Genomic DNA, 20,966 nt, shown 5'->3' on the forward strand with positions numbered 1-20,966 from the left:
AATAAAGTTGTTGAAGAATACGGCGCAATAGAAGGCGGAAAACAGACTTTAAGCAGCCTAGCAGATTTTTTAATCAATATAAAATAAATGGAGGAATTAATAATGAGTAAAAATACGTTTAATGTAGATGAGCAAGGATTAGTCTTAACAAGGGTTGTAGATGCGCCACGTGAATTAGTATTCAAGGTTTGGTCAGAAGCAGACCATCTTAAAAATTGGTGGGGTCCAACAGGCTTTGAAATGGATGTAGCAACGTTAGAATTTAGACAAGGAGGTAAATTCCACTATAAAATGGAATCTCCAGAAGGATTCGTAATGTGGGGATTATTTGTTTTTGGTGAAATTATTGAACCTGAGAAAATTGTATTTGTTAATTCATTCTCTAATCAAGAAGGTAATATGGTCCGTGCTCCATTCTTTGAAGTTTGGCCATTGGAAATTCAAAATACTTTAACTTTAGAAGAAAATGATGGGAAAACAACTATTACATTAAAAGGTTTTCCAATCAATGCTACTGATGAAGAAGTTGCAGCATTTATTGCAAATAAAGATTCTATGCAACAAGGCTTTACTGGTACTTTTGATCAACTAGATTCATATTTAGCTAAAACTTCATTATAAGATAAATGCAAAAATACCCTTTAAAGCTTGTAAATAGCTTTAAAGGGTATTTTTTTAGTGCTTTTTAATAATAAACAACTTTCGTTTTAGCGATTAAATCATGCAATGTTTTCCGATCTTTTCGGAAGATAAAAAATATATCAACGAGATACAAAATTCCAATTACCACTATAAATATTGGCAAATTTAGCTGGCAACCAAAAGCAAGTATCGAGCGTAATGTCATTGTTTTGAAATCAACTAAGTCTTCTGTATCCTTCACAACCATAATACTTAATAATCTTTTTCCTATTGTTTGTCCGTTCCAAAAATAAGTAGGTACTATGACATAAAATAGGAAAATAAATAATAGCGACCAAATTGAATATAGAAACAGTTGCTTACTACTAAACATAAAAAAATCTAAAATGTCTTTACTTTCTAACCCAAGTATTATTAACCCTAATTTAGAAAATAAAAGATTTAATGAGCCATCGATCCAAGCTGCAAACAATCTTCTAAAACGACTTGCCTGTTCGAAATCCATCTAGAACCTCATTCCACATTTTATAAAAAAATGGATATTAATCGATATACTCTATTATACTTAGGAAGTTTTGTTTTTGATTAGTGATTTTTAACTATTTGATTTAATTTTTTTATACAAGCTGCATAAGTTGTTTTTTCACTACATGATAATTTTTAATGTTCGGTTGATAAACAAACTAAAAAAGAGATGAAAATTTTGACTATTGATCTATGACAAGTCTCCCTCTTCTTATTAAGGTATTTCATTTAAAAAGGACTAATTACTATTAAGTAGAATTATTAAAATTAAATAGAAATTTACAAAGGAGATATTTAATGAAGAAAATTTTGACAGGAAAAATGAGTATTACTCAAGCATTATTTGCATGTGCCTTTTCTTCAATTGCAATTACTGTGTTAGAAAGTTATATACATTATAGTAATCGCTATATTGCTGGTATAGTTGCTGGCTTAATCACTTTTTTCAGTTTTCTCTTAGCATTTATCATTTTCAAAAATGAGAAATAATAAGTTTGAATTTTACGTAGCATGAGGTTTTATTAGGAATATTTCGATAAATCAAGATGGACAGTACGGTCATACATTAGGATTTTTTATAGGATATATTTTTGGGTTTACTTTTTTATTTAGACAAAATAAAAAATATGAAAGTAACTAATTAGTAGATCGACTAAATTGCGCATTTAACGGAGAAAAACCTTGTTTATCCAAGGTTTATTTTTTGTTTAAGAAAGCAATAAATTATGCGAAAGGAGCAAAAAAATAAGACCACAAAAATATTTTGTGATCTACGTAATAATTTATCATATTGGTTTAATATTAATTTTCGATTGTTTACCTGCAACCGTTTTCAACAATTTCTGTAGTTCTCTTAAATCAGTGTCCAACTGATGACGAATCTTTACTACTTCATGATGATTGTCATTGTTTTGATTTTGAGCTTCTTGCAACTTGATTCGTTTTTCTTCAATATTTCGTTCTAAAGATCTGGCTGTTCTAAAAAACATTCAAATTACCTCCTTTTCAAAAAAGTATGAACACGCTTTCATTTTTATCTATAATACTATAAAAAAATATCTTAAGACTCTCTAAATGTGACTATTTTTTGAACTTAATTAGGGTTCCTTTAAATCTTCAATATTTCCCCTTATTAAATTCAACTCTCCTTAATAAGTAACCGTGAACACGCTTTCATTTTTATCTACTATACTATAAAAAAGCAATTTATTAAATATCTAAATATGTCTATTCTTTGAACTTATTAAAAAAACATAAAAAATTAATAAGTTTGAATTAATCATTTATTTATGTTTGCTTTAATGTTTTGTATAGGGAGATTTATTAAGAACCTCCCCATACGAATAAGATTATGCTAAATTATACAATTTAGAGTACTTATCTTCTAAGTATTCAATAAAGTATTTAACATTTAATTCTTCCCCTGTAACATCTACTAAAATTTCTTTCGGTTCTTTTAGTTTTCCATATTGGTGAATATTAAGTGTTAGCCAATTTACAATTTGATGAATCTCACCGCTTTTTAAAATCGATTCATAATCGATTAAATCCTGTTTCATTTTATTCTTAAACTGCGCTGCATACATTGCACCTAAAGCATACGAAGGAAAATAACCAAAATCTCCACCTGCCCAGTGAACATCTTGTAGAACGCCTTCTCGATCGTTTGATGGAACGACTCCTAAGTATTCTTCCATTTTTTCATTCCATACTTTTGGTAAATCCTTTACTTGTAAATCACCATCAAACAGTTCTTTTTCAATTTCATATCGAACCATTATATGCAATGGGTATGTACACTCGTCCGCTTCAATTCGAATTAATGAAGGCTCACTATGGTTTATTGCTTTATAAAATTCTTCAACCGATAAATTTTTAAAATAATCGCCAGTTTTCGCGATTAAATTTTCATACTGTGTTTCCCAAAACTCTTTACTTCTTCCAATCATATTTTCAAAGAATAGTGATTGAGACTCGTGAATTCCCATCGATGCACCTTCACATAATGGTGTCCCAATTAAATTCGATGATAAATTTTGCTCATAAAGTGCATGGCCACATTCGTGAATGGTTCCAAAAAGCGCACTCATAAAGTTATCTTCTATATATTTCGTTGTTACACGAACATCACCAGGATTTAACGTAATCTGAAATGGGTGAACTGTTTCATCTAAACGACCAGAATCGAAATTATAACCTAATTTTTCAAGAATATCTTCACTTACTTCTTTTTGAATTTCAATTGAGATTGGTTGTGACAATTCTTCGCGAATTAGTCTAGTTTGTGATTTTGAAATTTTTGCAACTAGTGGTACAAGACTTTCTCTTACTTTCCCAAATACTTCATCAAGCTTCCCAGTTGTCATACCAGGCTCATAAAAGCTTAATAAGGTATCATATTTCTTTTCTTTATAGCCCCAATATTCAATGAATTGTTTTTTCATCGCTACAATTTTTTCTAAATATGGTTGAAACTTACTAAAGTCACCTTCATTTTTAGCATCTTCCCAAGCATTTTCACTTAATGAACAAAGCTTTACATATTCTGCATATTCATTTTTAGGGATTTTACAATTTAAGTCATAATTTTTTCTACATTCCTTAACAGATTTTTCAATGACTTCATTTAAGTTGCCAGTACCTATTTCTTTTTCTAATAAATTTAAATAGTTTTCCATTGTACTTGATGTCGTCATTTCAAATACTTCAGCAGAAAGTTGACTGATGACATTTGATCTTTGTTCAGCACCATTTTTAGGAGCTCCAGTTCTTAGGTCCCAATACATAACATTAATTGCTTCATTATAATTCTCGATTTTCTTTAAATAATCAATGAATTCTTCTTGTATCTTATTATTTGCCATATTTATCACTCATTTCTAAATATTGTTAATTTCATTCTATCATAACTTTTATATTGAATTAATATTAAGCTTCAAAAGCACTTTCGTTAACAGAATTCAATGATTAAGTTTCTTTAAAAGACATATTTAATAAAAGTATTGTACAATACAACAAGGTGATGTTATGAAAATATTATTATTAGGAGCAACTGGAAGAGTTGGTTCTTTTTTAGTGGATTTATTATTAGAAGCTAAATGTGAAGTAATTGCTTTAGTAAGGGATGAACAAAAAATAACGCTTAATCATGAAGCTCTTACAGTCTTAAAAGGAAATACGCTAAATGAAAATGATTTATATTTAGCTTTAGAAAACGTAGATGGAGTAATTTCTGCATTAAATACTGGCGGTGAAAATATTTTATCTAGAACTATGGGACTACTAATCCCTCTTCTTGAAATGAAAAAAATAGGTAGGATCGTTACAATTGGAACTGCAGGTATTTTACAATCTAGAGTTGATCCAACAATTCTTCGTTATTTAAGCTCTGAATCAAAACGAAAATCAACAACCGCAGCAACTGATCATGAAAAAGCATTTAACTTATTAAACCATAGTCAGTTAAATTGGACGATTGTTTGCCCTACTTACTTACCAGATGGTCCAATAACGAAATATATTCGTGCTGAAAAGAATTATTTACCGATTGATGGCCAACGTATTACGACTGGAGATACAGCTTTTTTCGCATTTAAGGAATTTTTCGAATGCAATTTTAGTAACTCTAGAGTTGGAATTTGTAATTAAAAAAAGCTAGCGAATGCTAGCTTTTTAAGATTTTTAAGATGGATTAACAGGCAAACTATTTAAGATTTTTTCTTTCGTTTCCTTGTTTAGATCATTCTCGATAAATAAAACGATTCTTCCTTTATCTTCATGACTACGAATTAGTCGTCCAATTCCTTGGCGTAATCTTAATAACATATACGGCTCATCGATCTCGAAGTAAGGGTTCTGTGCATTTTGACGTTTTGATTGGAATACTGGATCATTTGGCGGGAATGGTAGCGCGTGAATGATCACTTGACTTAGTGACATTCCTTGAATATCTAATCCTTCCCATAAATGAACTGCACATAAAGATGCGCTAATATCTTCTTGGAATTTTTGTACAATTGAACTAATTTCTTCTTCACCTTCAAAGTATAAATTGAAGTCTAATTTTTCTTTTTCAACTTGCAGTTTAAACTTTTTCATTTCTTGAGTTGAATTGAAGAGAATTAATGTACTTCCGTTCTTATCCTTTAACTTCTCAATAATCTTTTCATTTTTTTCCTCAATTTTGGTTGGGTCAACTTGATTTAACTCTATTTTCATTTGTTCATCATAGTCAAACGGAGAATTAACCGAAAATGATAAGTAATCTTTTATCCCTAAACTACCTGCGATATAATCAAAAGAACTATTTTGAGAAAGAGTTGCAGATGAAAATACAATCGGCATTTTCTGATTAAATACTTTTTCTTGTAGAAGCTCATTTACAGCCTTTGGCATGATGACAAGTGTTAATTCATTTTGATTATATTCAATCCATTGAATCGCTGTAATTTCATTAATAAATAAATTTAAGCAACGCTCAACATCATCTAAATGCTCATCAACAATGTTTAACTGATATTCATCAATCGTATACATTTCACTTTCAAAGACTAATTCATCACCAATACTACTAATTTGAGATTTTAATCTCCTTGCTAACTTAATTAATCTTTCATTCATATTCAGTTTAAAACGTCTAGATCCTTCAACTTCTTCAGTATTGTTATCTAATTCAAAAAAGAATTGATCATACGTTTCTAATGTATCTTCTAGTAACTGTTGGAAACTTTCACGCGTGCCTGATTGCATTAAAAATGATAAAAATGTATTTAATGTTTCTTGTTGAAGTCGATATGTTAACGATTTTTGACTTGCAAATTCAAGTAAATGTCCTTCATCAAATACTACACAACTTGGATTAGGTAGTAATGGCAATTGACCTTCACGTTTTCTAGATTCTACCGTCCAAATATGCTCCATATAAAATTCTTGTGAGCAGACAATTAAGTCAGTTGCTTTACGATAATGTTCTCTTGATAGAGTTTGTCCACATCTATGTCTTTGTTCACAAGTAGAACAATCCTGGAAATAATCATATGAAATTGTATCCCACTCTTCATCTGTTAGATCCTTATATTCAGTACGGTCCCCATATGGAGTAAATTTTTGCAGTGTTCCATAATCATTTACAAAGCTTGGTAAATTTTCATAAACCCCTAAAACGGCATCCGATACGTCAATTTCTGAACGCTGTAAATCTAATTTTTTTAAACATAAATAATTTGTAGTTGATTTAGCTAATCTAACATCAATTGATAAATTTAAAGCATTCGATAATTTTTCAATGTCCCCATTTTTCTTTACTAGCTGCTCGATTAAAGATTCATCAGCACATGCGATAATAGCTGGCTTACCAGTATATCTTGCATAGCATAAACAATATAGCAAATAGACAAACGTTTTACCTGTACCAACACCTGCTTCAGCAAAAATAACTTTCTTTTCTTTAAAAGCTCTTTCAACTTGATAAGCCATAAAGATTTGCTCATCTCTTAATTCATAGCCTGCATCTGGTAATAAATCGTAAAAAACGTCCCCAATCCACTCCCCTAGCTTTTCAATGAATTGGTCTTGCTTTCCTACCTCAAAAGGTAATTTAGTTGAATGACTCATTGCTACCCCCAAAATGTAAATTAAAAAGAAAAAGTCCTCTTGTGAGAACTTTAATTTTGAAAATTTATTCGATCCATTATATTATTTAAAAATTGTCTCTACCCGCTATCATACAAAAAATGTGAGGGAAAGGCAAGGGAAATAAGGCATGATCACTTAAAGACTAAGGAATCTGTGAATTAGGAACGAATTAAAAGTGTACATTGCTTTAAATTCATAATACTCCTTTATCTCCCCTTAGTTATTTTTACCAACCTTTTGCTTGTTTTATCATTTCTTCAACAATCATTTGAGATTTTAATGCTTCTTCACCATTAATCGATGGATTTTCATCAGAGTAAATGCAATTGATAAAATGATTAATACAATCCTCAAAACCTCTTTGTTTTAATGTTGTGTCCCATGATGATGAAAACGAATTACTAATTGTGTTATTTTTTTCGATTTCAAAGTTGTTCATATTTTTTACCCTTATAATCGAACCTTCATTAATTAATTCTAAGCGCTCAAGATTTGTTCCTGACTTTCGGTGCATTACTGTATTAATTGTAGTTCCTTCTATCGATTCATATTGGTGTGTAGCATACTCTAGTTGATTAGTATGAGTAAGTTGAACCCTTCCATTAATCAAGTTAACTTCTCCGTCTGAAAACCATCTAATTGTATCAACCAAATGTAAATAATCATCCAGCATCGTAAACTCGAATGAATTAGACCCGATTTTATTCTCTCGATGCTTTTCAAATCTAATTAACGCTATATTCTTTGCCTCTTCTTTTGCCTGCACATACATTGGACAGAATCGGCGGTTGAATCCAACCATAAGTTTTCTATTTAGTTTAATACTTAATTCAGTTAATTTTTCTGACTCTGGCAATGTAGCTGCTAGAGGTTTATCAACATATACATCTTTACCTTTATTTAATAAATACGATACTACCTCAAAATGTGAACTAGTTGAACTATGTACAAATACTGCGTCACTTTGTTCTGCAAGTAAATCCAAACTTTCAAAATCATGAATTCGATATTGTGAACATATTTTCTTACGCTTTTCTTTATTTGGTGAAAATGCACCGATAAAATCCCAGTTTTCTTCTTTTGTAAGAATTGGTAAATATGCTTTTTGTGCAATATTGCCTAATCCTACCATCCCGATACGTAGTTTTTTCATTTTGATCAGTCCTTTAAATTGGGTTATTTTTCTAGATTTATTGTAACAAATTATCATTCTTCTTAATAAAAAAATGATTATATTTCTAGATAATCTAATGGCAATAACATTCAAATTATCGGGAAATCTATAAAATAGTGATAAAAATGGTAGTTTGGAGGTGTTTATTTGTACTTATATTCTTTAATTCAGACTAATTTTGATACGAATGATGATATAAGTGTTGTAAGGGACCTTTATTTGCTTCAGCATGAAAAGAGTTTCACTAGTCATGAATTCCATGATCTAGTCACTCAATATAAAAGTACTGCGGAAACGAATTGGCATGTTGCACACTTACTTGAAAAAAATCATGGATTTAGAATTGTCCCTTCAATAAATTTATGATGTTGATAAAACTAATACAATTTTTGTTCAAATCTTGTTCGTAAAAACTTTACCGAAATAAGATATTATAAATAAAAGGTGCCCCAATCGTCTAATGGACAATTGGGAACACCCTTTTAAATTTTTACTCTTCGATTTTTCTTGGAGGTCTTTTTCCAAAGTATTGATAGTAGTCAGTTTTAATGAAGCCATTAAATAATTTGCGTTTTTTTGTTGCAGGTTTACCGTAAAATTGTTCAAATCCCTCATGACTAGTTAGTACATACGCTGACCATGTATCTAATTTTGTAAAAACATTCCCCATATCTGAATATAACTTTTCAACGTAAGGACGATCGTTTAATCGCTCACCATATGGTGGGTTTGTAACAACATATCCATACTCAGATTTAGTAGTAAAGTCTTTTACTTGCATTTGTTTAAAAGCGATTGAATCTGATAATCCAACTTCATCAGCATTCGCTTTTGAAACATTAATCATTCGATGATCAATATCTGATCCGATTATTTCAAGTTTTTGATCATAGTTTGCTAAGTCTTCTGCTTCTTGTCTTGCTTCATTCCATCTTTTTTTGCCGATCCAGTGCCAATCTTCAGACGCAAAGCTTCTAAACGATCCTGGAGCAATATTATGTCCAATTAATGCAGCTTCAATTGGAATCGTACCAGATCCACAAAATGGATCAACAAAAGGTAAATCAGCATTCCAATTCGTTAGTAATACTAATGATGCAGCAAGTGTTTCTTTTAATGGTGCTTCACCTTGATCTACGCGATATCCTCTTTTATGTAAGCCTTCACGACCAGTAGTATCAATCGTTAATGTTACGATATCTTTTAAAATAGAGACTTCCACTCGGAATAATGGACCATCTTCAATTAACATACCTTGAATATTTTGGATTGTTTTTAATTTATCAACAATTGCTTTTTTGACGATTGCTTGGCAATCTGATACTGAAAATAATTTTGATTTATGAGATTTTCCTGATACAGGAAATTGACCGTTTCTTGGTATAAACATATGCCAAGGTAAGGCTTTTGTTTTTTCAAATAATTCATCAAATGAGGTTGCCTTAAATTCACCAACACGAAGTTTCACTCGGTCAGCTGTTCTTAGCCACAAATTCGCTTTCACAATTCCAGCTTCATCCGCTTTAAATAATACTCGACCATTTTCAACTACTACATCTTCAAAACCTAGGCTTTTTATTTCTCTAGCGACTAGGGCTTCGATACCCATTGCAGCAGTAGCAATTAATGTATATTTCGCCAATTTTACCACCTATCTCATTCAAATTAAGAATGAACTTTTCTTTTCATATTTTCATTTTAATTCCTATTTTCATTATGAACAATTTACGTCGAAATTACAAAAAACTCTCCATATAATGAAGAGTTTTTATACAGTTTCATCATTTCATATGTTCTGTAAGCCATGTTCTGTACCATTCGTACTGCAAGCGGCTCTCGCCTCGTACTACAAGGTGGTAATCATCTATCTACAGAATAATCTGTCCCTTTCTCAGTTCAATTCCTTTGAAAGGATTCCCCTACCATAATTTGGGTTTCTCACTCGTGGGGTTTACCGCGTTCCACTCCTCTCATTTCTTCGAGGACTACGTCACTGTGGCACTTTAAAGGTAGTAGAACCATATCCGTAAAGGACTTAGGTCCGTTCCCTGCCGTTAGCTGATACACAGCTACCCTATCTTATGACTTCGATAGGCACGAACACTACAGCCATCGCAGGACTGTGCGAGCATGGACTTTCCTCAACAACGTCTAGCGTTGCAGCGATTACCCGAACATATTGAAACGAACATTTATTAGTATAGTAAATTATACTTAAGTTTGCAATGCTTTCTTAAAATATAAATTTAGTTAAAATTATTCGAATAATTTACTTCCAAAAACATGCTTCTCTAAATTTGATAATCTTTTTAGAACATCAGTATTCGTATTATTAAAAGGTGATGGTGGAGGTGTAGCTGTGTTCTTTTGATCCTCCAACAATTTTTTATATTTTGCATTTTCTTGTTGTAGGGCTACGATTTGATTTTGAAACGATTCATAATCTTTAATGATCGTGTCTAAGTATTGATCCACTTCCTCTTGATTATATCCTCGCATCGAAACTTTAAACTCTTTATTTAGGATATCTTTTATACTTAGTTTTATTTTTGTTGCTTCCATGTGTGTCACCCCAAAACATTTAGAAATATTTACCTTCTATTTTTTCAAAGTCTTCATAAATTGTCAATTATCTATTCTATATTTCCCTATATTTATTATCATCATTCTCAAATGACTCTTCTGCAATCACTTGTAAATCGTCAAATGTGATGATTTCTACAGGATAATTAAATAGTTCATTTTTCTTGTGTGCTAAATCATATAAATACCTAGGACTTCCTTCTTTTTCATTATCGTAAAATAAAATACATCCATCACTTTTACTAACTAAAAATTCATTTTTTGCTTTTAACTGTATTGGAGATTCGTATGGTTTTCTTGAAATTGAGTCGACGTGATCTGCCCCAATTAAGATTTCATTATAATATTCTTTATTTGCTTCATTCCAATTTTTCTCTTGATCTTCGTAGGGTGTAAAAATACCCAGCTTTAACTCAGGATACTCAAGCTGAAGTTCGAATACTACTTCTGCGGCCCATAATTCGGTACCCATTTGCCCTGAAATAATAATCCATTCTAATTCATCTATAAATAAAATTATTTTATTTTTTATTGCTTTTTTTATGTATTTAACTGCATCATGTTTATTCGAAAAAATTCCTAATTCAAATGATTTATAACCAGATATAAGTAGTATCTTCATATTACCTCACAATAATAAATTAGGAAGAACTAAAAGTTCTTCCACAAATTAAATTTTATTTTATTAAATACTCTGCTGTATTTCAAATATTTAGTAACAAATAAAAATTGTAAGTATAATTTTATCTCGCAAAAATCATTAATTTAAATAATATTCAAATGTAGAAATTTATATTGAGGGAATCTAATATTTAACTTTACTTTAGTAGTCATTAGCTTAGTGGAAATCAACTATTAAGACAATTTAAGATCAATATTTCAATATTTGATTGCTGCTCATAGAGGATATTTTGTTCCCTTTTAGATTAGTTATTATGTTAGGAATATTATTGTTAAAATTTTTTCGTAGAAATTTTACTTAAGATAAAATTACATATAAGGCTTGTTTAAAACTAGTAAAAATAATTAATGTTAATGTAATTGTGAAAAAAAATAAAAAAAGTATTTTGTTCAAGTTTATCCTCTCCAATATCCTAAATATACTTTAATGTCAACTTTTTTATTTTATTAGGTTTGAACATATTTCACAACAATAAAATTAATAATGATTAAAAGTTTAAATATTCTGATTTTTGCGAGTATATACAATGATTGCCGAAAACATTTTATTCCTTTAAAATGAGTTATGAAATCGTTTTAAATATAGATAAAATTTAGATTAATGCAATACAAGGAGTAAAAAATGATTAACAAAAATTCCCCAATACCAATTTATCATCAATTATTAGAATACATAAAATGTAAAATCGCATCAGGTGAATACCCCGCTGATGAATTAATTCCATCAGAAAGAGAGTTTTCAGAGAAATTCCAAATATCTCGCATGACCGTTCGACAAGCATTAAATAATTTAGTTCAAGAAGGAATTGTCTATAGGCAAAAAGGTAAAGGTACATTTGTTAGTCGTCAACAAGTTGAAAAAAAAATTAGCAGATTAAATAGTTACACAGAAGAAATGATTGAAAGAGGTTTAAAACCAAGTAGTAGATTAATTCAATTTGATATCTTAAATTCTGATAAAGCATTATCTACTATACTTAAGATAAAAGAAAACGATCCCATTTATTTTATTAAACGAGTCCGATTAGCAGACTCAATTCCTATGTCGATTGAAAGTATTCATGTGTCATGTGATATAGCTCCAAACCTAAATCAAAGTGTTTTAGAAAAATCATTCTTTGATTATGTAAATGCCAATATTCCGGACCCTATTCAATATGCTGATCAATCGATTCAAGCTAGAATGCCTTCTGAAGAAGAAGCTCAATTATTAGAAATTCCGCCGAATTGTCCCGTATTAGCAATTTATCGTACAACCTATTTAAGAAGTGGCAAAGTTTTAGAATACGAATTGACTGTATACAGAGCGGACCGCTACAAGCTTGTACATTCTTTATCTAGAAATGATTAATAGTATAGAGATAAAAGTGTTATACAACGAAAAAAAGCCAGGGATTCCTGGCTTTTTTATTTGAAGAAAACACCAATTTGTTTAAATAGTCCGCCTACTTGATTCATGGTATTCATCATTTGACCCGCAGTAGACATCATTTTAGGGACATCGTACGAACCGGAACCATTTTTAAATTGATTTAATATTGATGAAAACTGAAAAGATTGACCATTATTATTTTGTTGGTTTAATTTTTTTGGTTGAGTTGGATAAGGTGTACTTGGCGCAAACATTGGTGGAGTTGTAAATGGACCTTGTTGTAACATTTGTGCATGTTGAGGTTGCATGGAATACTGGTGATTTTGTGGGCTAGTTAAATAGTTCGTTTGATTACCAAATTGTGAAGGATTCATTGGCATATGTGGATATTGATTTTGCATCATCCCGAAATAATTAGGATCGTATTGATACCCTTGGTTATACGAAACAGCAGGATGTTGCATTGAAAACTGTTGTGGTGCTGCATACTGGACTTGACTTAATTGACCATAACTACCAGTTTGTATTGATGGTCCCCCATAAGGAGATGGCTCAATCATCTGTGATTGTTGGATTGGTTGTGGTGGTTGTGTTAGTTGAGTTGACGGTGTATGTTGTGTCTGTTGCGATTGAACTGGTGGTTGTTGAGTATTAATAGTAGGATTTTGGGAAAAAGGTTGAATTGTATTTCCATAGTAACGCTGATTTTCATTCGTTAATTGGTTCATTTCTGGATAATTAAAATTCTCATCAATCATTTGATTTTGTTTTCTAAACCACTCAAAGCTGTTATCTGAATGATTTGGAGGAAACATTTGAGATCCCATATTCTCACATCCATTATAAGTTTTCTCATTTATAAATATGTTACAAATGCCTATTCTGTTACTTCTATTATCTTATGCGCTATTTGTCATAATATGTCGGAAGTTTAAATTTTTAAAAAAATTTAAATCTTAAATATTTATGATACATTTTATATAGTTATACAAGTTGTTAATTAAATTTTAATGTTGGAGGGGTAATAATGACTTTACAAGAATTAAAGAGCAAGTTTATTTCATCAAAAAGTTTCGAACCAACTGACTTTAATCAATTAATGGACTTTTTACAACAAAATTACCTAAATGGTGAGGTTACTATTCAACATTACAGAGAATTAGTTAAAGAACTTGAACGTTTTGGCGCTTGTAAGCCAATTTAGTAAACGGGAATATTAATATTATAAGAAATAAAGCGATACACATTTACTAAATTGTAAAAGTGTATCGCTTTATTTAATTCCTTTTATTTACTTATACCTTCATTCAAATCAAACATCTTCTACTTATATATGATTATTAAATGTTAAATGCTAATTGTCTTCCTAAAAATGGTGTTGAAATCCAACTACCACCCTCTTTTGCTTGACTTACTTTCTTTTCAAAATGATGAAGATGCACTGTTGTTGACTGGATCTTATTTAAAAGTGAATTCTTTTCTTCATCACACTTTTGATCAATTCTTAAAGCTAAGGAGTGCTCAATAAATTCAACCTCATTTAAAAATTCATCAATAGCACGAAAAAAATCTTCTCTTTGAATTAACTCCATACAGTTCAACTCCTCTTCCTAATTTTCTAAATTTTCTTTACAAAATAAATTCAACAACAGTTCATCTACCTCCTTCTTCACTGACAAAACTAGAACTATTTCGCTAAACAAAGTGAATAAAGGTATTTTCATCTATAATTTCGACAAAAAAACTTGTAACGTGGAACAGAATTGGGAAAGGTATATTACATGGAGGTGTTTCAAATGGCAAAAAACAAAAATGAAAAAAAGAAAAAGCAAGAAAAAAGTAAAAGTCAACAAACTGGTAATCCAAAATTAGATGGTCCTAATTTCCCTGCTACATAAATGTTGGGACACAATCGATTTGATTGACATTATTTCTATAAAATTTAAATGAAAAAAGCTAGCATTTATGTGCTAGCTTTTTTCAGAGTGTTGAAATATAAATCGGTCATTAATGAAAATGTACAATAAGTGAACAATGTATTAATGAATATAATATTCATTTTTGGAAGATCTCGAGGCTCAAGAATCTCGCCCCATGAAAAACGAGCAACCTGTAGTGGAAATCAATATCACACTACTCCTTTTACGAAAATTTGGTACTTAGTTGATAAGATCGTTTTTCAACAGCGTGAAAAACAGCTAGCATTATTATTGAAAAATCGATTTCAATTTTAACAACGAACTAAGCAGCTCTTGCTTAATTAAAAAAGTTTCCTTAAAACTATCCCCACTCGTAACTACTTCAATTTCATACCATTCATTTAAAATTTTACTATTTGTGTACCAATCATCCTCAACAGTTCGTGTGTGAGGGATGATTGGATAGACATCTCTTAATTTCGGATTATTTGAGCTTGTAATTCCAACTAACCCTTCGTAATCACTTCTACTGCCTGTGTGAATAGTTTGCGTAGCAAAATCGATAAACTCATTGTGTAAATCTTCATGAAACAAAATAGAATATAGTTGTTTCCCAATTTGAATCCTTTTCGATAAATCTTCAAATTGGAAAACAACAAGTCCATATAGTTCCCCATTACTTGATGGAAATATAACATAACTAAGTTTTAATTGTTCCTGGAGTTTAAATGCTAAAGAATTAAAAACTTCACTTTTAAAAAATTTATTTTGAATGACAGGTCTTTCAATCATATTTTGTTCGTTAATGATCAATGAATAGACCAGTCTTTTCTTATCTCGATCCGTCCAATATTTCTCCCATTCAATTTCCATAAAACTAGATACTGAAAAATATTTCAATAGGTAAAATAATGGCTTATTTTTTACTTTTGAATATTCAAAAAGAAGTAACTGTGGAAATGCATCTAAAAAAATAATCCAATTTGCACGTTCATACGTCATAAAAAGCTGTTTTCTTTGTTTTACACTTAGTCCATTAATGAATATTTCATTTTCCAAATCAGTCATGTTATAGCCTGCATTACGTGATACCATACTTGCAAGAAAAGACCACTCTATTTCACTGTTTCTTAAAAAATATTCTTGGTATGCAATCGTTCTGGAAATATTATCAGCATTATATTTAACTGTTTCTTTCTTTATTAAATCAATAAGTTTTGCTTCTTCATGTGATAAATTGTGATCTTCTCTTCTTTTTTTTATGAAACCTTTCCAGCTTTCATGGTTTGCATTCATTGACTCACCCCAAGCAATCTGGTATTTTTTTACACGAACATCTGTTTTAGTGCTATAATACGAGTTGTATGTAAATTAAGGTGGAGTTGGTTTTATGACAATAAGTTATCCAAATCGAAGAAATAATGTAGTTCAAAAAAGTCAAAAAAATAACGAAATACAAGTAAAATCAAATAATACTTATAGTAATCGCGGAATGTCACTTGAAGATGATTTAAATGCTACTAATACGTATTATTTATCAAATAACATCGCAAACATACATAAAAAACCAACACCTGTACAAATCGTAAAAGTAGACTATCCAAAAAGAAGCGCTGCAGTTATTAGAGAGGCCTATTTTAAACAGCCTTCAACAACCGACTATAATGGCATCTATAAAGGGAAGTATATTGATTTTGAAGCCAAGGAAACGAATAATAAGACTAGTTTTCCTTTACAAAATTTCCATTTACACCAAATAGAGCATATGGAAAATGTACTGAATCACGGTGGAATTTCGTTTGTCATATTAAAATTTTCATTATATAATGAAATTTATTTTATGAAAGCAACTGATATTCTTACCTTTTGGAAAAGGCAAACAGATGGTGGAAGAAAATCAATATCTAGAGAAGAATGCAAAGAGTATGGAACGTTACTTAAACCAAGTTATCCAATCATTGTTCCTTACTTAAAATGTATCGATGAACTTTTTGTAATTTAATATTTTAATAAATTCATTAAGTTCATTTGAAAGGCAGGAGAAACAAAAAAATGGCAAAAGAGTATAGTTCTCGACAAGAACGAAAACAATTGGAAATGGAAAAGCCTTCAAATGTAAAACCAAAAAAACGTGAAGGTTTATGGAAAAAGATTACATTAACAATATTAACTTTAGCGGTACTTTGTATTCTTGGGGGAGTTGGGACTTTCTATTATTTAGTAAGTGATGCTCCTAAACTTGATGAATCAAAGCTAAAAGTACCTTTATCGTCTACGATTCTAGATAAAAATGGGAATGTTATTGCGGAACTAGGAACAGAACAAAGAACGAAAGTTTCATATAACGAGATTCCTAAAGTAGTAGAAGATGCTTTTATTGCTACTGAGGACGTACGTTTTTATAAGCATAAAGGTGTTGATATCCGCCGTGTGCTTGGCGCAGTTTTAGCTAATATTACTGGTGGATTTGGATCACAAGGTGGTAGTACGATTACTCAACAAGTTGTCAAAAACTCATTCTTGTCTCCACAAAAAACAATTAAACGTAAAGTACAAGAATGGTATTTATCATTCCAGCTTGAACAAAAATATTCTAAACAACAAATTTTAGAAATGTATTTAAATAAAGTTTACTTCTCAAATGGTTTAAAAGGCCGCGGAGTTTATGGTGTAGCAAAAGCAAGTGAAACATATTTTAGTAAAGATTTATCGAAAATTACATTACCTGAAGCAGCTACACTTGCTGGTATGGTACAAAGTCCAAATAACTACAATCCAGCAAAACATCCAGCTCAATCAGAAGCTAGAAGAAATGTTGTATTAAGTCAAATGAAAAAATATGGTTATATCACTAAGGAACAATATGCTAGTGCAAAAGCAATTCCTGAGAAATCATTAGTTAAAGTTCATGAAAGTGGCCAAACAAAGTACCAAGCATTCATTGATGTAGTTATGGATGAGGTTAAAAAATACGGTGATGCAGATATAAATACAGATGGATTAACAATTGAAACAACTTTAGATCCTAAAGCACAAGATAAAGCAGATGAAATTATTAATCGAGGATCTGAATTTTATCCAAGCGATGATTTCCAAACTGGTTTTGTACTAACTGACACTAAAACAGGTGAAATTAAAGCTGTAGGTGCTGGAAGAAACACAACTAGTGGCGGTCTAAACTTTGCAACAGATATTAAAAGACAACCTGGTTCAACTATTAAACCAATCCTTGACTACGGTCCTGCGATTCAATATTTAAAATGGTCTACTAATCATCAACTTGTTGATGAACCATATCAATATTCTGATGGAACACCTATTCGAAACGCTGATAAATCTTATAAAGGTAAATTATCGATTCGTAAGGCGTTAATCGGTTCAAGAAATATTCCTGCATTAAAAACAATGCAGCAAGTTGGATTAGATAAATCACGTGAATTTGGTAACGGACTTGGATTTAACTTCCAAAAGAACAGTTTTTACGAGTCTCATGCAATCGGTGGATTTACAGGTGTATCTGCAATGGAAATGGCAGGTGCATATGCAGCCTTCGGTAATGGCGGTGTTTATATAAAACCACATGCTGTTACGAAAATAATCTATCAAGATAAAACTGAAAAAGTATTATCTCCTGAACCAAAACAAGCAATGAGCGATTACACTGCATATATGATTACAGATATGCTACGTGATGTTGTTAAGGCTCCAGGTGGTACGGGTGGTAGAGCTAATGTACCTGGTCTTGATATGGCAGGTAAAACTGGTACTACAAACTACCCACAAGAAGTAAAAGACAAGTATGGCTTCCCTTCAAACGCAACTCGAGATAGTTGGTTTGTTGGTTATACTCCAGATGTTACTGTTTCGGTATGGACTGGATATGAGAAAAATAAAGAAGGTCATTATTTAAGTAAAACATCAACAAATCTAGCTAAATATATTGCTAGAGATATGTTGGCAGCAACAGCTGATCGTTCATCTGCGTTCCATAAACCAAGTTCAGTTGTAAATGTTCAAAACGAATTATATATTAAAGGTGAAAAAATGGATGATCTTCCTACACCAGATACATTAGATTCAGCTAAAAATGTTACAGCGAAATATGATGAAAAAACGAGCAGTGTTTCGTTAAATTGGCAGTATCCTGCTGAGTTACTTGCTTCTACTACTTTTGAAGTAAACTATGATATAAACGGTGTTAAAGGCCAAACTCAAAAAGTAAATGGTACATCAGCAAAAATTAATGGTATTGTAGCTGGAAACAAAGTAAAAATTACGATCGTAGCAACTAATGGCGATACAAAGAGTGCTGCGGTTACTGTTACAGTCGATTTAACTACTACAGAAGAGCCAACTACCCCACCAGCTGATAATAACGGTAATGGCAACGATAACGGCAATGGTAACGGTAATGGTAATGGCAACGATAACGGCAATGGTAACGGTAATGGTAATGGTAATGGTAATGGTAACGGTAACGGTAACGGTAACGGTAACGGTAACGGTAACGGTAACGGTAACGGTAACGGTAACGGTAACGGTAANATGGTAATGGTAATGGTAATGGTAATGGTAATGGTACTGGTGACGGTACTGGTACTGGTGACGGTACTGGTACTGGAACTGGTGATGGAACCGGTACTGGAACTGGTGATGGCAAAGGTGACGGCACTGGTGATGGTAATACAAATCCAACTACACCACCTACTACACCAGATCCAAATAAACCATCAAAACCAACAAATACGAATCCAACTTCGTATAACTCAGATTCATACTCTAATAATCGATTTAATAAGTTGGAACGTAATATTATTGCATAAATTAAAAACCTCCTCATTTTTTGAGGAGGTTTTGCTATGTAACTATTCTAAAATAAATCCCCTTGCCTTTCTTTTTATTAAGTCCGAGAATTTCCAATTTACTCTAAACTAAAATAAACCTCCTCATTTTTTGAGGAGGTTTTGCTATGTAACTATTCTAAAATAAATCCCCTTGCCTTTCTTTTTATTAAGTCCGAGAATTTTCAATTTACTCTAAACTAAAATAAACCTCCTCATCTTGAGGAGGTTTTGCTATGTAACTATTCTAAAATAAATCCCCTTGCCTTTCTTTTTATTAAGTCCGAGAATTTCCAATTTACTCTAAACTAAAATAAACCTCCTCATCTTGAGGAGGTTTTGCTATGTAATTAATCTAATTAAATCTTCTTGCCTTTCCATATATTAAGCTTGAGAATTGGCAATTTACTCTAAATCTAAAATATTGCTCCTCATCTTGAGGAGGTTATTTTTTGCTTATAATAAAGCTTTTCTAACTCCGTATATAAGCCAGAAAGTTGAATAAATGAGTGATAGTGATCAGGTTGATTTAATACAAAACTAATTCGCTCGTCTAAATTGATTGGCTTAATCTTTAATTTATCTAACTCAAGTAATAAATTATTTAAATTAAGCAGCATTTGGCCGTTTATCCATGTAAGAATTGATATAAAATTAGCTAACCCTCTTATCATTGGCTCACACGCAAGTTTTCGATTCCGTTGTTTAAAGTAGTTAGAAATGTGTTCAGATTCATCTTTCCACTCAATAAACATTTGTTTAATAATCGCTTCACTTTCATTCGGTATATTTGAGCTCTTATTAACTAGAATCTGATTGCTTTCATAAAAAAACGGTTTATTTTTAATTTTAATTTCTTCATTTATTTGTTCATTAGAATTGTTTTTATAAAATGGCGTAACGATAAAATCCTTATAAATACTATTTGTCATTTACTTTCTTCACTTTCATTCGTTTTTTTCCTTCTCTACACATTTCAAGTAAAGGACATACCTCACAACTCGGTCTTTGAGCTTTACAATGGTATCTACCAAAAAATATTAGACGATGATGAGTTACTCCCCAGTCTTCGATTGGAACTTTTTTCATTAATGTCTCTTCTACTTCTAAAACAGAATCTTTCCAACGACATATAGCTAATCTTTTTGAAACCCTCTCTACATGAGTATCTACTGCGATTGCTGGAATATTAAATGCGACAGACATTACAACATTAGCTGTCTTTCTACCAACTCCAGGCAATTTTACCAGCTCTTCTCTAGTACGTGGAACTTCTCCATTAAAATCATTAATAATCATTTCACTTAATTTCTGGATATTTTTTGCTTTGTTCCTAAAAAGTCCAATAGAGCGAATATCATTTTGTAATTCCTCTAAAGAAACATTTAAATAATCCTTAGGTTCTTTATATTTTTCAAATAGGTTTTTTGTCACTTTATTTACTAAAACATCAGTACATTGCGCAGATAAAGCTACCGCTACTACTAATTCAAACGGATTCTTATGGTTTAACTCACAATGTGCATCCGGGAACATATCACCCATTATTTTTAGTACTTCGTTTATTTGTTGCTTATTTAACATTTCAAAACACT

Annotated in this window: 21 protein-coding genes and 1 other RNA gene; 8 read left to right on the plus strand and 14 right to left on the minus strand. The window is 31.1% G+C overall.

What is annotated here, in order from left to right; translation table 11 throughout:
- The first annotated feature begins 102 nt into the window (after positions 1-102).
- Positions 103-621 carry an SRPBCC family protein gene (locus tag AN960_RS02905; protein ID WP_056466545.1) on the plus strand — a complete coding sequence of 173 codons (519 nt, stop codon included), beginning with the start codon at positions 103-105 and terminating at the stop codon, positions 619-621.
- A gap of 64 nt (positions 622-685) precedes the next feature.
- Here AN960_RS02905 and AN960_RS02910 read toward each other — a convergent pair whose 3' ends face one another.
- Entirely contained in the window at positions 686-1,147 is a 462-nt protein-coding gene (locus tag AN960_RS02910; RefSeq protein WP_056466548.1) for an RDD family protein, read from the minus strand.
- Positions 1,148-1,464: 317 nt separating this feature from the next.
- On the opposite strand from AN960_RS02910, the gene AN960_RS02915 reads away from it, so the two are divergent.
- A complete protein-coding gene (locus tag AN960_RS02915; protein ID WP_056466551.1) occupies positions 1,465-1,656 on the plus strand; it encodes a hypothetical protein in 192 nt (63 codons plus the stop codon).
- A gap of 296 nt (positions 1,657-1,952) precedes the next feature.
- Here AN960_RS02915 and AN960_RS02920 read toward each other — a convergent pair whose 3' ends face one another.
- Together AN960_RS02920 and AN960_RS02925 are read right to left on the minus strand one after the other, a co-directional pair.
- Positions 1,953-2,156 (minus strand): aspartyl-phosphate phosphatase Spo0E family protein, encoded by a 204-nt coding sequence (locus tag AN960_RS02920; protein WP_056466554.1) that lies wholly within the window; start codon positions 2,154-2,156, stop codon positions 1,953-1,955.
- Between the two features lie 360 nt (positions 2,157-2,516).
- A complete protein-coding gene (locus AN960_RS02925) occupies positions 2,517-4,037 on the minus strand; it encodes a carboxypeptidase M32 (RefSeq protein ID WP_056467049.1) in 1,521 nt (506 codons plus the stop codon).
- Between the two features lie 157 nt (positions 4,038-4,194).
- Between AN960_RS02925 and AN960_RS02930 the strand changes: the two genes are divergently transcribed.
- Positions 4,195-4,815 carry an NAD(P)-dependent oxidoreductase gene (locus AN960_RS02930; protein WP_056466557.1) on the plus strand — a complete coding sequence of 207 codons (621 nt, stop codon included), beginning with the start codon at positions 4,195-4,197 and terminating at the stop codon, positions 4,813-4,815.
- 33 nt (positions 4,816-4,848) lie between these two features.
- Here AN960_RS02930 and AN960_RS02935 read toward each other — a convergent pair whose 3' ends face one another.
- Positions 4,849-6,780, minus strand: a complete 1,932-nt coding sequence (locus AN960_RS02935; RefSeq protein WP_056466560.1) for an ATP-dependent DNA helicase — start codon at positions 6,778-6,780, stop codon at positions 4,849-4,851.
- Between the two features lie 247 nt (positions 6,781-7,027).
- Positions 7,028-7,954, minus strand: coding sequence for a Gfo/Idh/MocA family protein (locus tag AN960_RS02940; RefSeq protein WP_056466563.1), 927 nt, complete (start codon positions 7,952-7,954; stop codon positions 7,028-7,030).
- A gap of 168 nt (positions 7,955-8,122) precedes the next feature.
- Here AN960_RS02940 and AN960_RS02945 point away from each other — a divergent pair, with 168 nt between their 5' ends.
- Complete coding sequence (locus AN960_RS02945; protein ID WP_056466565.1) at positions 8,123-8,341, plus strand: hypothetical protein; 219 nt, start codon at positions 8,123-8,125, stop codon at positions 8,339-8,341.
- Positions 8,342-8,465: 124 nt separating this feature from the next.
- Here the strand turns inward: AN960_RS02945 and AN960_RS02950 are convergent, their stop codons facing one another.
- The 4 genes from AN960_RS02950 to AN960_RS02960 all read right to left on the minus strand — a co-directional run bounded on the left by AN960_RS02950 (position 8,466) and on the right by AN960_RS02960 (position 11,180).
- Positions 8,466-9,617, minus strand: a complete 1,152-nt coding sequence (locus AN960_RS02950) for a THUMP domain-containing class I SAM-dependent RNA methyltransferase (protein WP_056466569.1) — start codon at positions 9,615-9,617, stop codon at positions 8,466-8,468.
- Positions 9,618-9,768: 151 nt separating this feature from the next.
- An RNA gene (gene rnpB / locus AN960_RS23850) (RNase P RNA component class B) lies at positions 9,769-10,153 on the minus strand.
- Positions 10,154-10,231: 78 nt separating this feature from the next.
- Positions 10,232-10,537: a cell division regulator GpsB gene (gene gpsB, locus AN960_RS02955; protein WP_056466572.1), complete on the minus strand. Its 306-nt coding sequence runs from the start codon at positions 10,535-10,537 to the stop codon at positions 10,232-10,234.
- A 76-nt stretch (positions 10,538-10,613) separates the two neighbouring features.
- Positions 10,614-11,180 carry an SLOG family protein gene (locus AN960_RS02960; protein WP_056466574.1) on the minus strand — a complete coding sequence of 189 codons (567 nt, stop codon included), beginning with the start codon at positions 11,178-11,180 and terminating at the stop codon, positions 10,614-10,616.
- Positions 11,181-11,861: 681 nt separating this feature from the next.
- Here AN960_RS02960 and AN960_RS02965 point away from each other — a divergent pair.
- Positions 11,862-12,590 carry a GntR family transcriptional regulator gene (locus AN960_RS02965; protein ID WP_056466577.1) on the plus strand — a complete coding sequence of 243 codons (729 nt, stop codon included), beginning with the start codon at positions 11,862-11,864 and terminating at the stop codon, positions 12,588-12,590.
- 56 nt (positions 12,591-12,646) lie between these two features.
- On the opposite strand, the gene AN960_RS02970 is transcribed toward AN960_RS02965, so the two are convergent.
- Positions 12,647-13,438 carry a YppG family protein gene (locus tag AN960_RS02970; RefSeq protein ID WP_056466580.1) on the minus strand — a complete coding sequence of 264 codons (792 nt, stop codon included), beginning with the start codon at positions 13,436-13,438 and terminating at the stop codon, positions 12,647-12,649.
- 200 nt (positions 13,439-13,638) lie between these two features.
- Between AN960_RS02970 and yppF the strand changes: the two genes are divergently transcribed.
- Positions 13,639-13,815, plus strand: a complete 177-nt coding sequence (gene yppF / locus AN960_RS23855; protein WP_082459337.1) for a YppF family protein — start codon at positions 13,639-13,641, stop codon at positions 13,813-13,815.
- A 136-nt stretch (positions 13,816-13,951) separates the two neighbouring features.
- Here yppF and AN960_RS02975 read toward each other — a convergent pair whose 3' ends face one another.
- Positions 13,952-14,203, minus strand: coding sequence for a hypothetical protein (locus AN960_RS02975; RefSeq protein ID WP_056466583.1), 252 nt, complete (start codon positions 14,201-14,203; stop codon positions 13,952-13,954).
- Positions 14,204-14,818: 615 nt separating this feature from the next.
- A complete protein-coding gene (locus tag AN960_RS02980; protein ID WP_056466587.1) occupies positions 14,819-15,826 on the minus strand; it encodes a DUF2515 family protein in 1,008 nt (335 codons plus the stop codon).
- A 94-nt stretch (positions 15,827-15,920) separates the two neighbouring features.
- On the opposite strand from AN960_RS02980, the gene recU reads away from it, so the two are divergent.
- Both recU and AN960_RS25270 read left to right on the plus strand, forming a co-directional pair.
- Positions 15,921-16,532, plus strand: a complete 612-nt coding sequence (recU, locus tag AN960_RS02985) for a Holliday junction resolvase RecU (protein WP_056466590.1) — start codon at positions 15,921-15,923, stop codon at positions 16,530-16,532.
- Positions 16,533-16,627: 95 nt separating this feature from the next.
- Positions 16,628-19,074: transglycosylase domain-containing protein (locus AN960_RS25270; protein WP_353611570.1), on the plus strand; the 2,447-nt coding region annotated here is incomplete at its 3' end.
- Between the two features lie 728 nt (positions 19,075-19,802).
- Here AN960_RS25270 and AN960_RS02995 read toward each other — a convergent pair.
- Together AN960_RS02995 and nth are read right to left on the minus strand one after the other, a co-directional pair.
- A complete protein-coding gene (locus AN960_RS02995; protein WP_056466596.1) occupies positions 19,803-20,303 on the minus strand; it encodes a YpoC family protein in 501 nt (166 codons plus the stop codon).
- Positions 20,293-20,955, minus strand: coding sequence for an endonuclease III (nth, locus tag AN960_RS03000; RefSeq protein WP_056466600.1), 663 nt, complete (start codon positions 20,953-20,955; stop codon positions 20,293-20,295). The genes AN960_RS02995 and nth overlap by 11 nt, the downstream gene beginning before the upstream one ends.
- Positions 20,956-20,966 lie beyond the last annotated feature (11 nt).

Source organism: Bacillus sp. FJAT-25509, from assembly GCF_001420605.1.
GTDB lineage: Bacteria > Bacillota > Bacilli > Bacillales > Bacillaceae_G > Gottfriedia.

Bases quoted from the DNA above. Each gene is read 5' to 3' on its own strand.
- AN960_RS02930 (WP_056466557.1), top strand. From the start codon at position 4,195: ATGAAAATATTATTATTAGGAGCAACTGGAAGAGTTGGTTCTTTTTTA.
- AN960_RS02975 (WP_056466583.1), bottom strand. From the start codon at position 14,203: ATGGAGTTAATTCAAAGAGAAGATTTTTTTCGTGCTATTGATGAATTT.
- AN960_RS02935 (WP_056466560.1), bottom strand. From the start codon at position 6,780: ATGAGTCATTCAACTAAATTACCTTTTGAGGTAGGAAAGCAAGACCAA.
- AN960_RS02910 (WP_056466548.1), bottom strand. From the start codon at position 1,147: ATGGATTTCGAACAGGCAAGTCGTTTTAGAAGATTGTTTGCAGCTTGG.
- recU (WP_056466590.1), top strand. From the start codon at position 15,921: ATGACAATAAGTTATCCAAATCGAAGAAATAATGTAGTTCAAAAAAGT.
- AN960_RS02980 (WP_056466587.1), bottom strand. From the start codon at position 15,826: ATGAATGCAAACCATGAAAGCTGGAAAGGTTTCATAAAAAAAAGAAGA.
- AN960_RS02960 (WP_056466574.1), bottom strand. From the start codon at position 11,180: ATGAAGATACTACTTATATCTGGTTATAAATCATTTGAATTAGGAATT.
- AN960_RS02915 (WP_056466551.1), top strand. From the start codon at position 1,465: ATGAAGAAAATTTTGACAGGAAAAATGAGTATTACTCAAGCATTATTT.
- nth (WP_056466600.1), bottom strand. From the start codon at position 20,955: ATGTTAAATAAGCAACAAATAAACGAAGTACTAAAAATAATGGGTGAT.
- gpsB (WP_056466572.1), bottom strand. From the start codon at position 10,537: ATGGAAGCAACAAAAATAAAACTAAGTATAAAAGATATCCTAAATAAA.
- yppF (WP_082459337.1), top strand. From the start codon at position 13,639: ATGACTTTACAAGAATTAAAGAGCAAGTTTATTTCATCAAAAAGTTTC.
- AN960_RS02970 (WP_056466580.1), bottom strand. From the start codon at position 13,438: ATGGGATCTCAAATGTTTCCTCCAAATCATTCAGATAACAGCTTTGAG.
- AN960_RS02995 (WP_056466596.1), bottom strand. From the start codon at position 20,303: ATGACAAATAGTATTTATAAGGATTTTATCGTTACGCCATTTTATAAA.
- AN960_RS02920 (WP_056466554.1), bottom strand. From the start codon at position 2,156: ATGTTTTTTAGAACAGCCAGATCTTTAGAACGAAATATTGAAGAAAAA.
- AN960_RS02905 (WP_056466545.1), top strand. From the start codon at position 103: ATGAGTAAAAATACGTTTAATGTAGATGAGCAAGGATTAGTCTTAACA.
- AN960_RS02940 (WP_056466563.1), bottom strand. From the start codon at position 7,954: ATGAAAAAACTACGTATCGGGATGGTAGGATTAGGCAATATTGCACAA.
- AN960_RS02965 (WP_056466577.1), top strand. From the start codon at position 11,862: ATGATTAACAAAAATTCCCCAATACCAATTTATCATCAATTATTAGAA.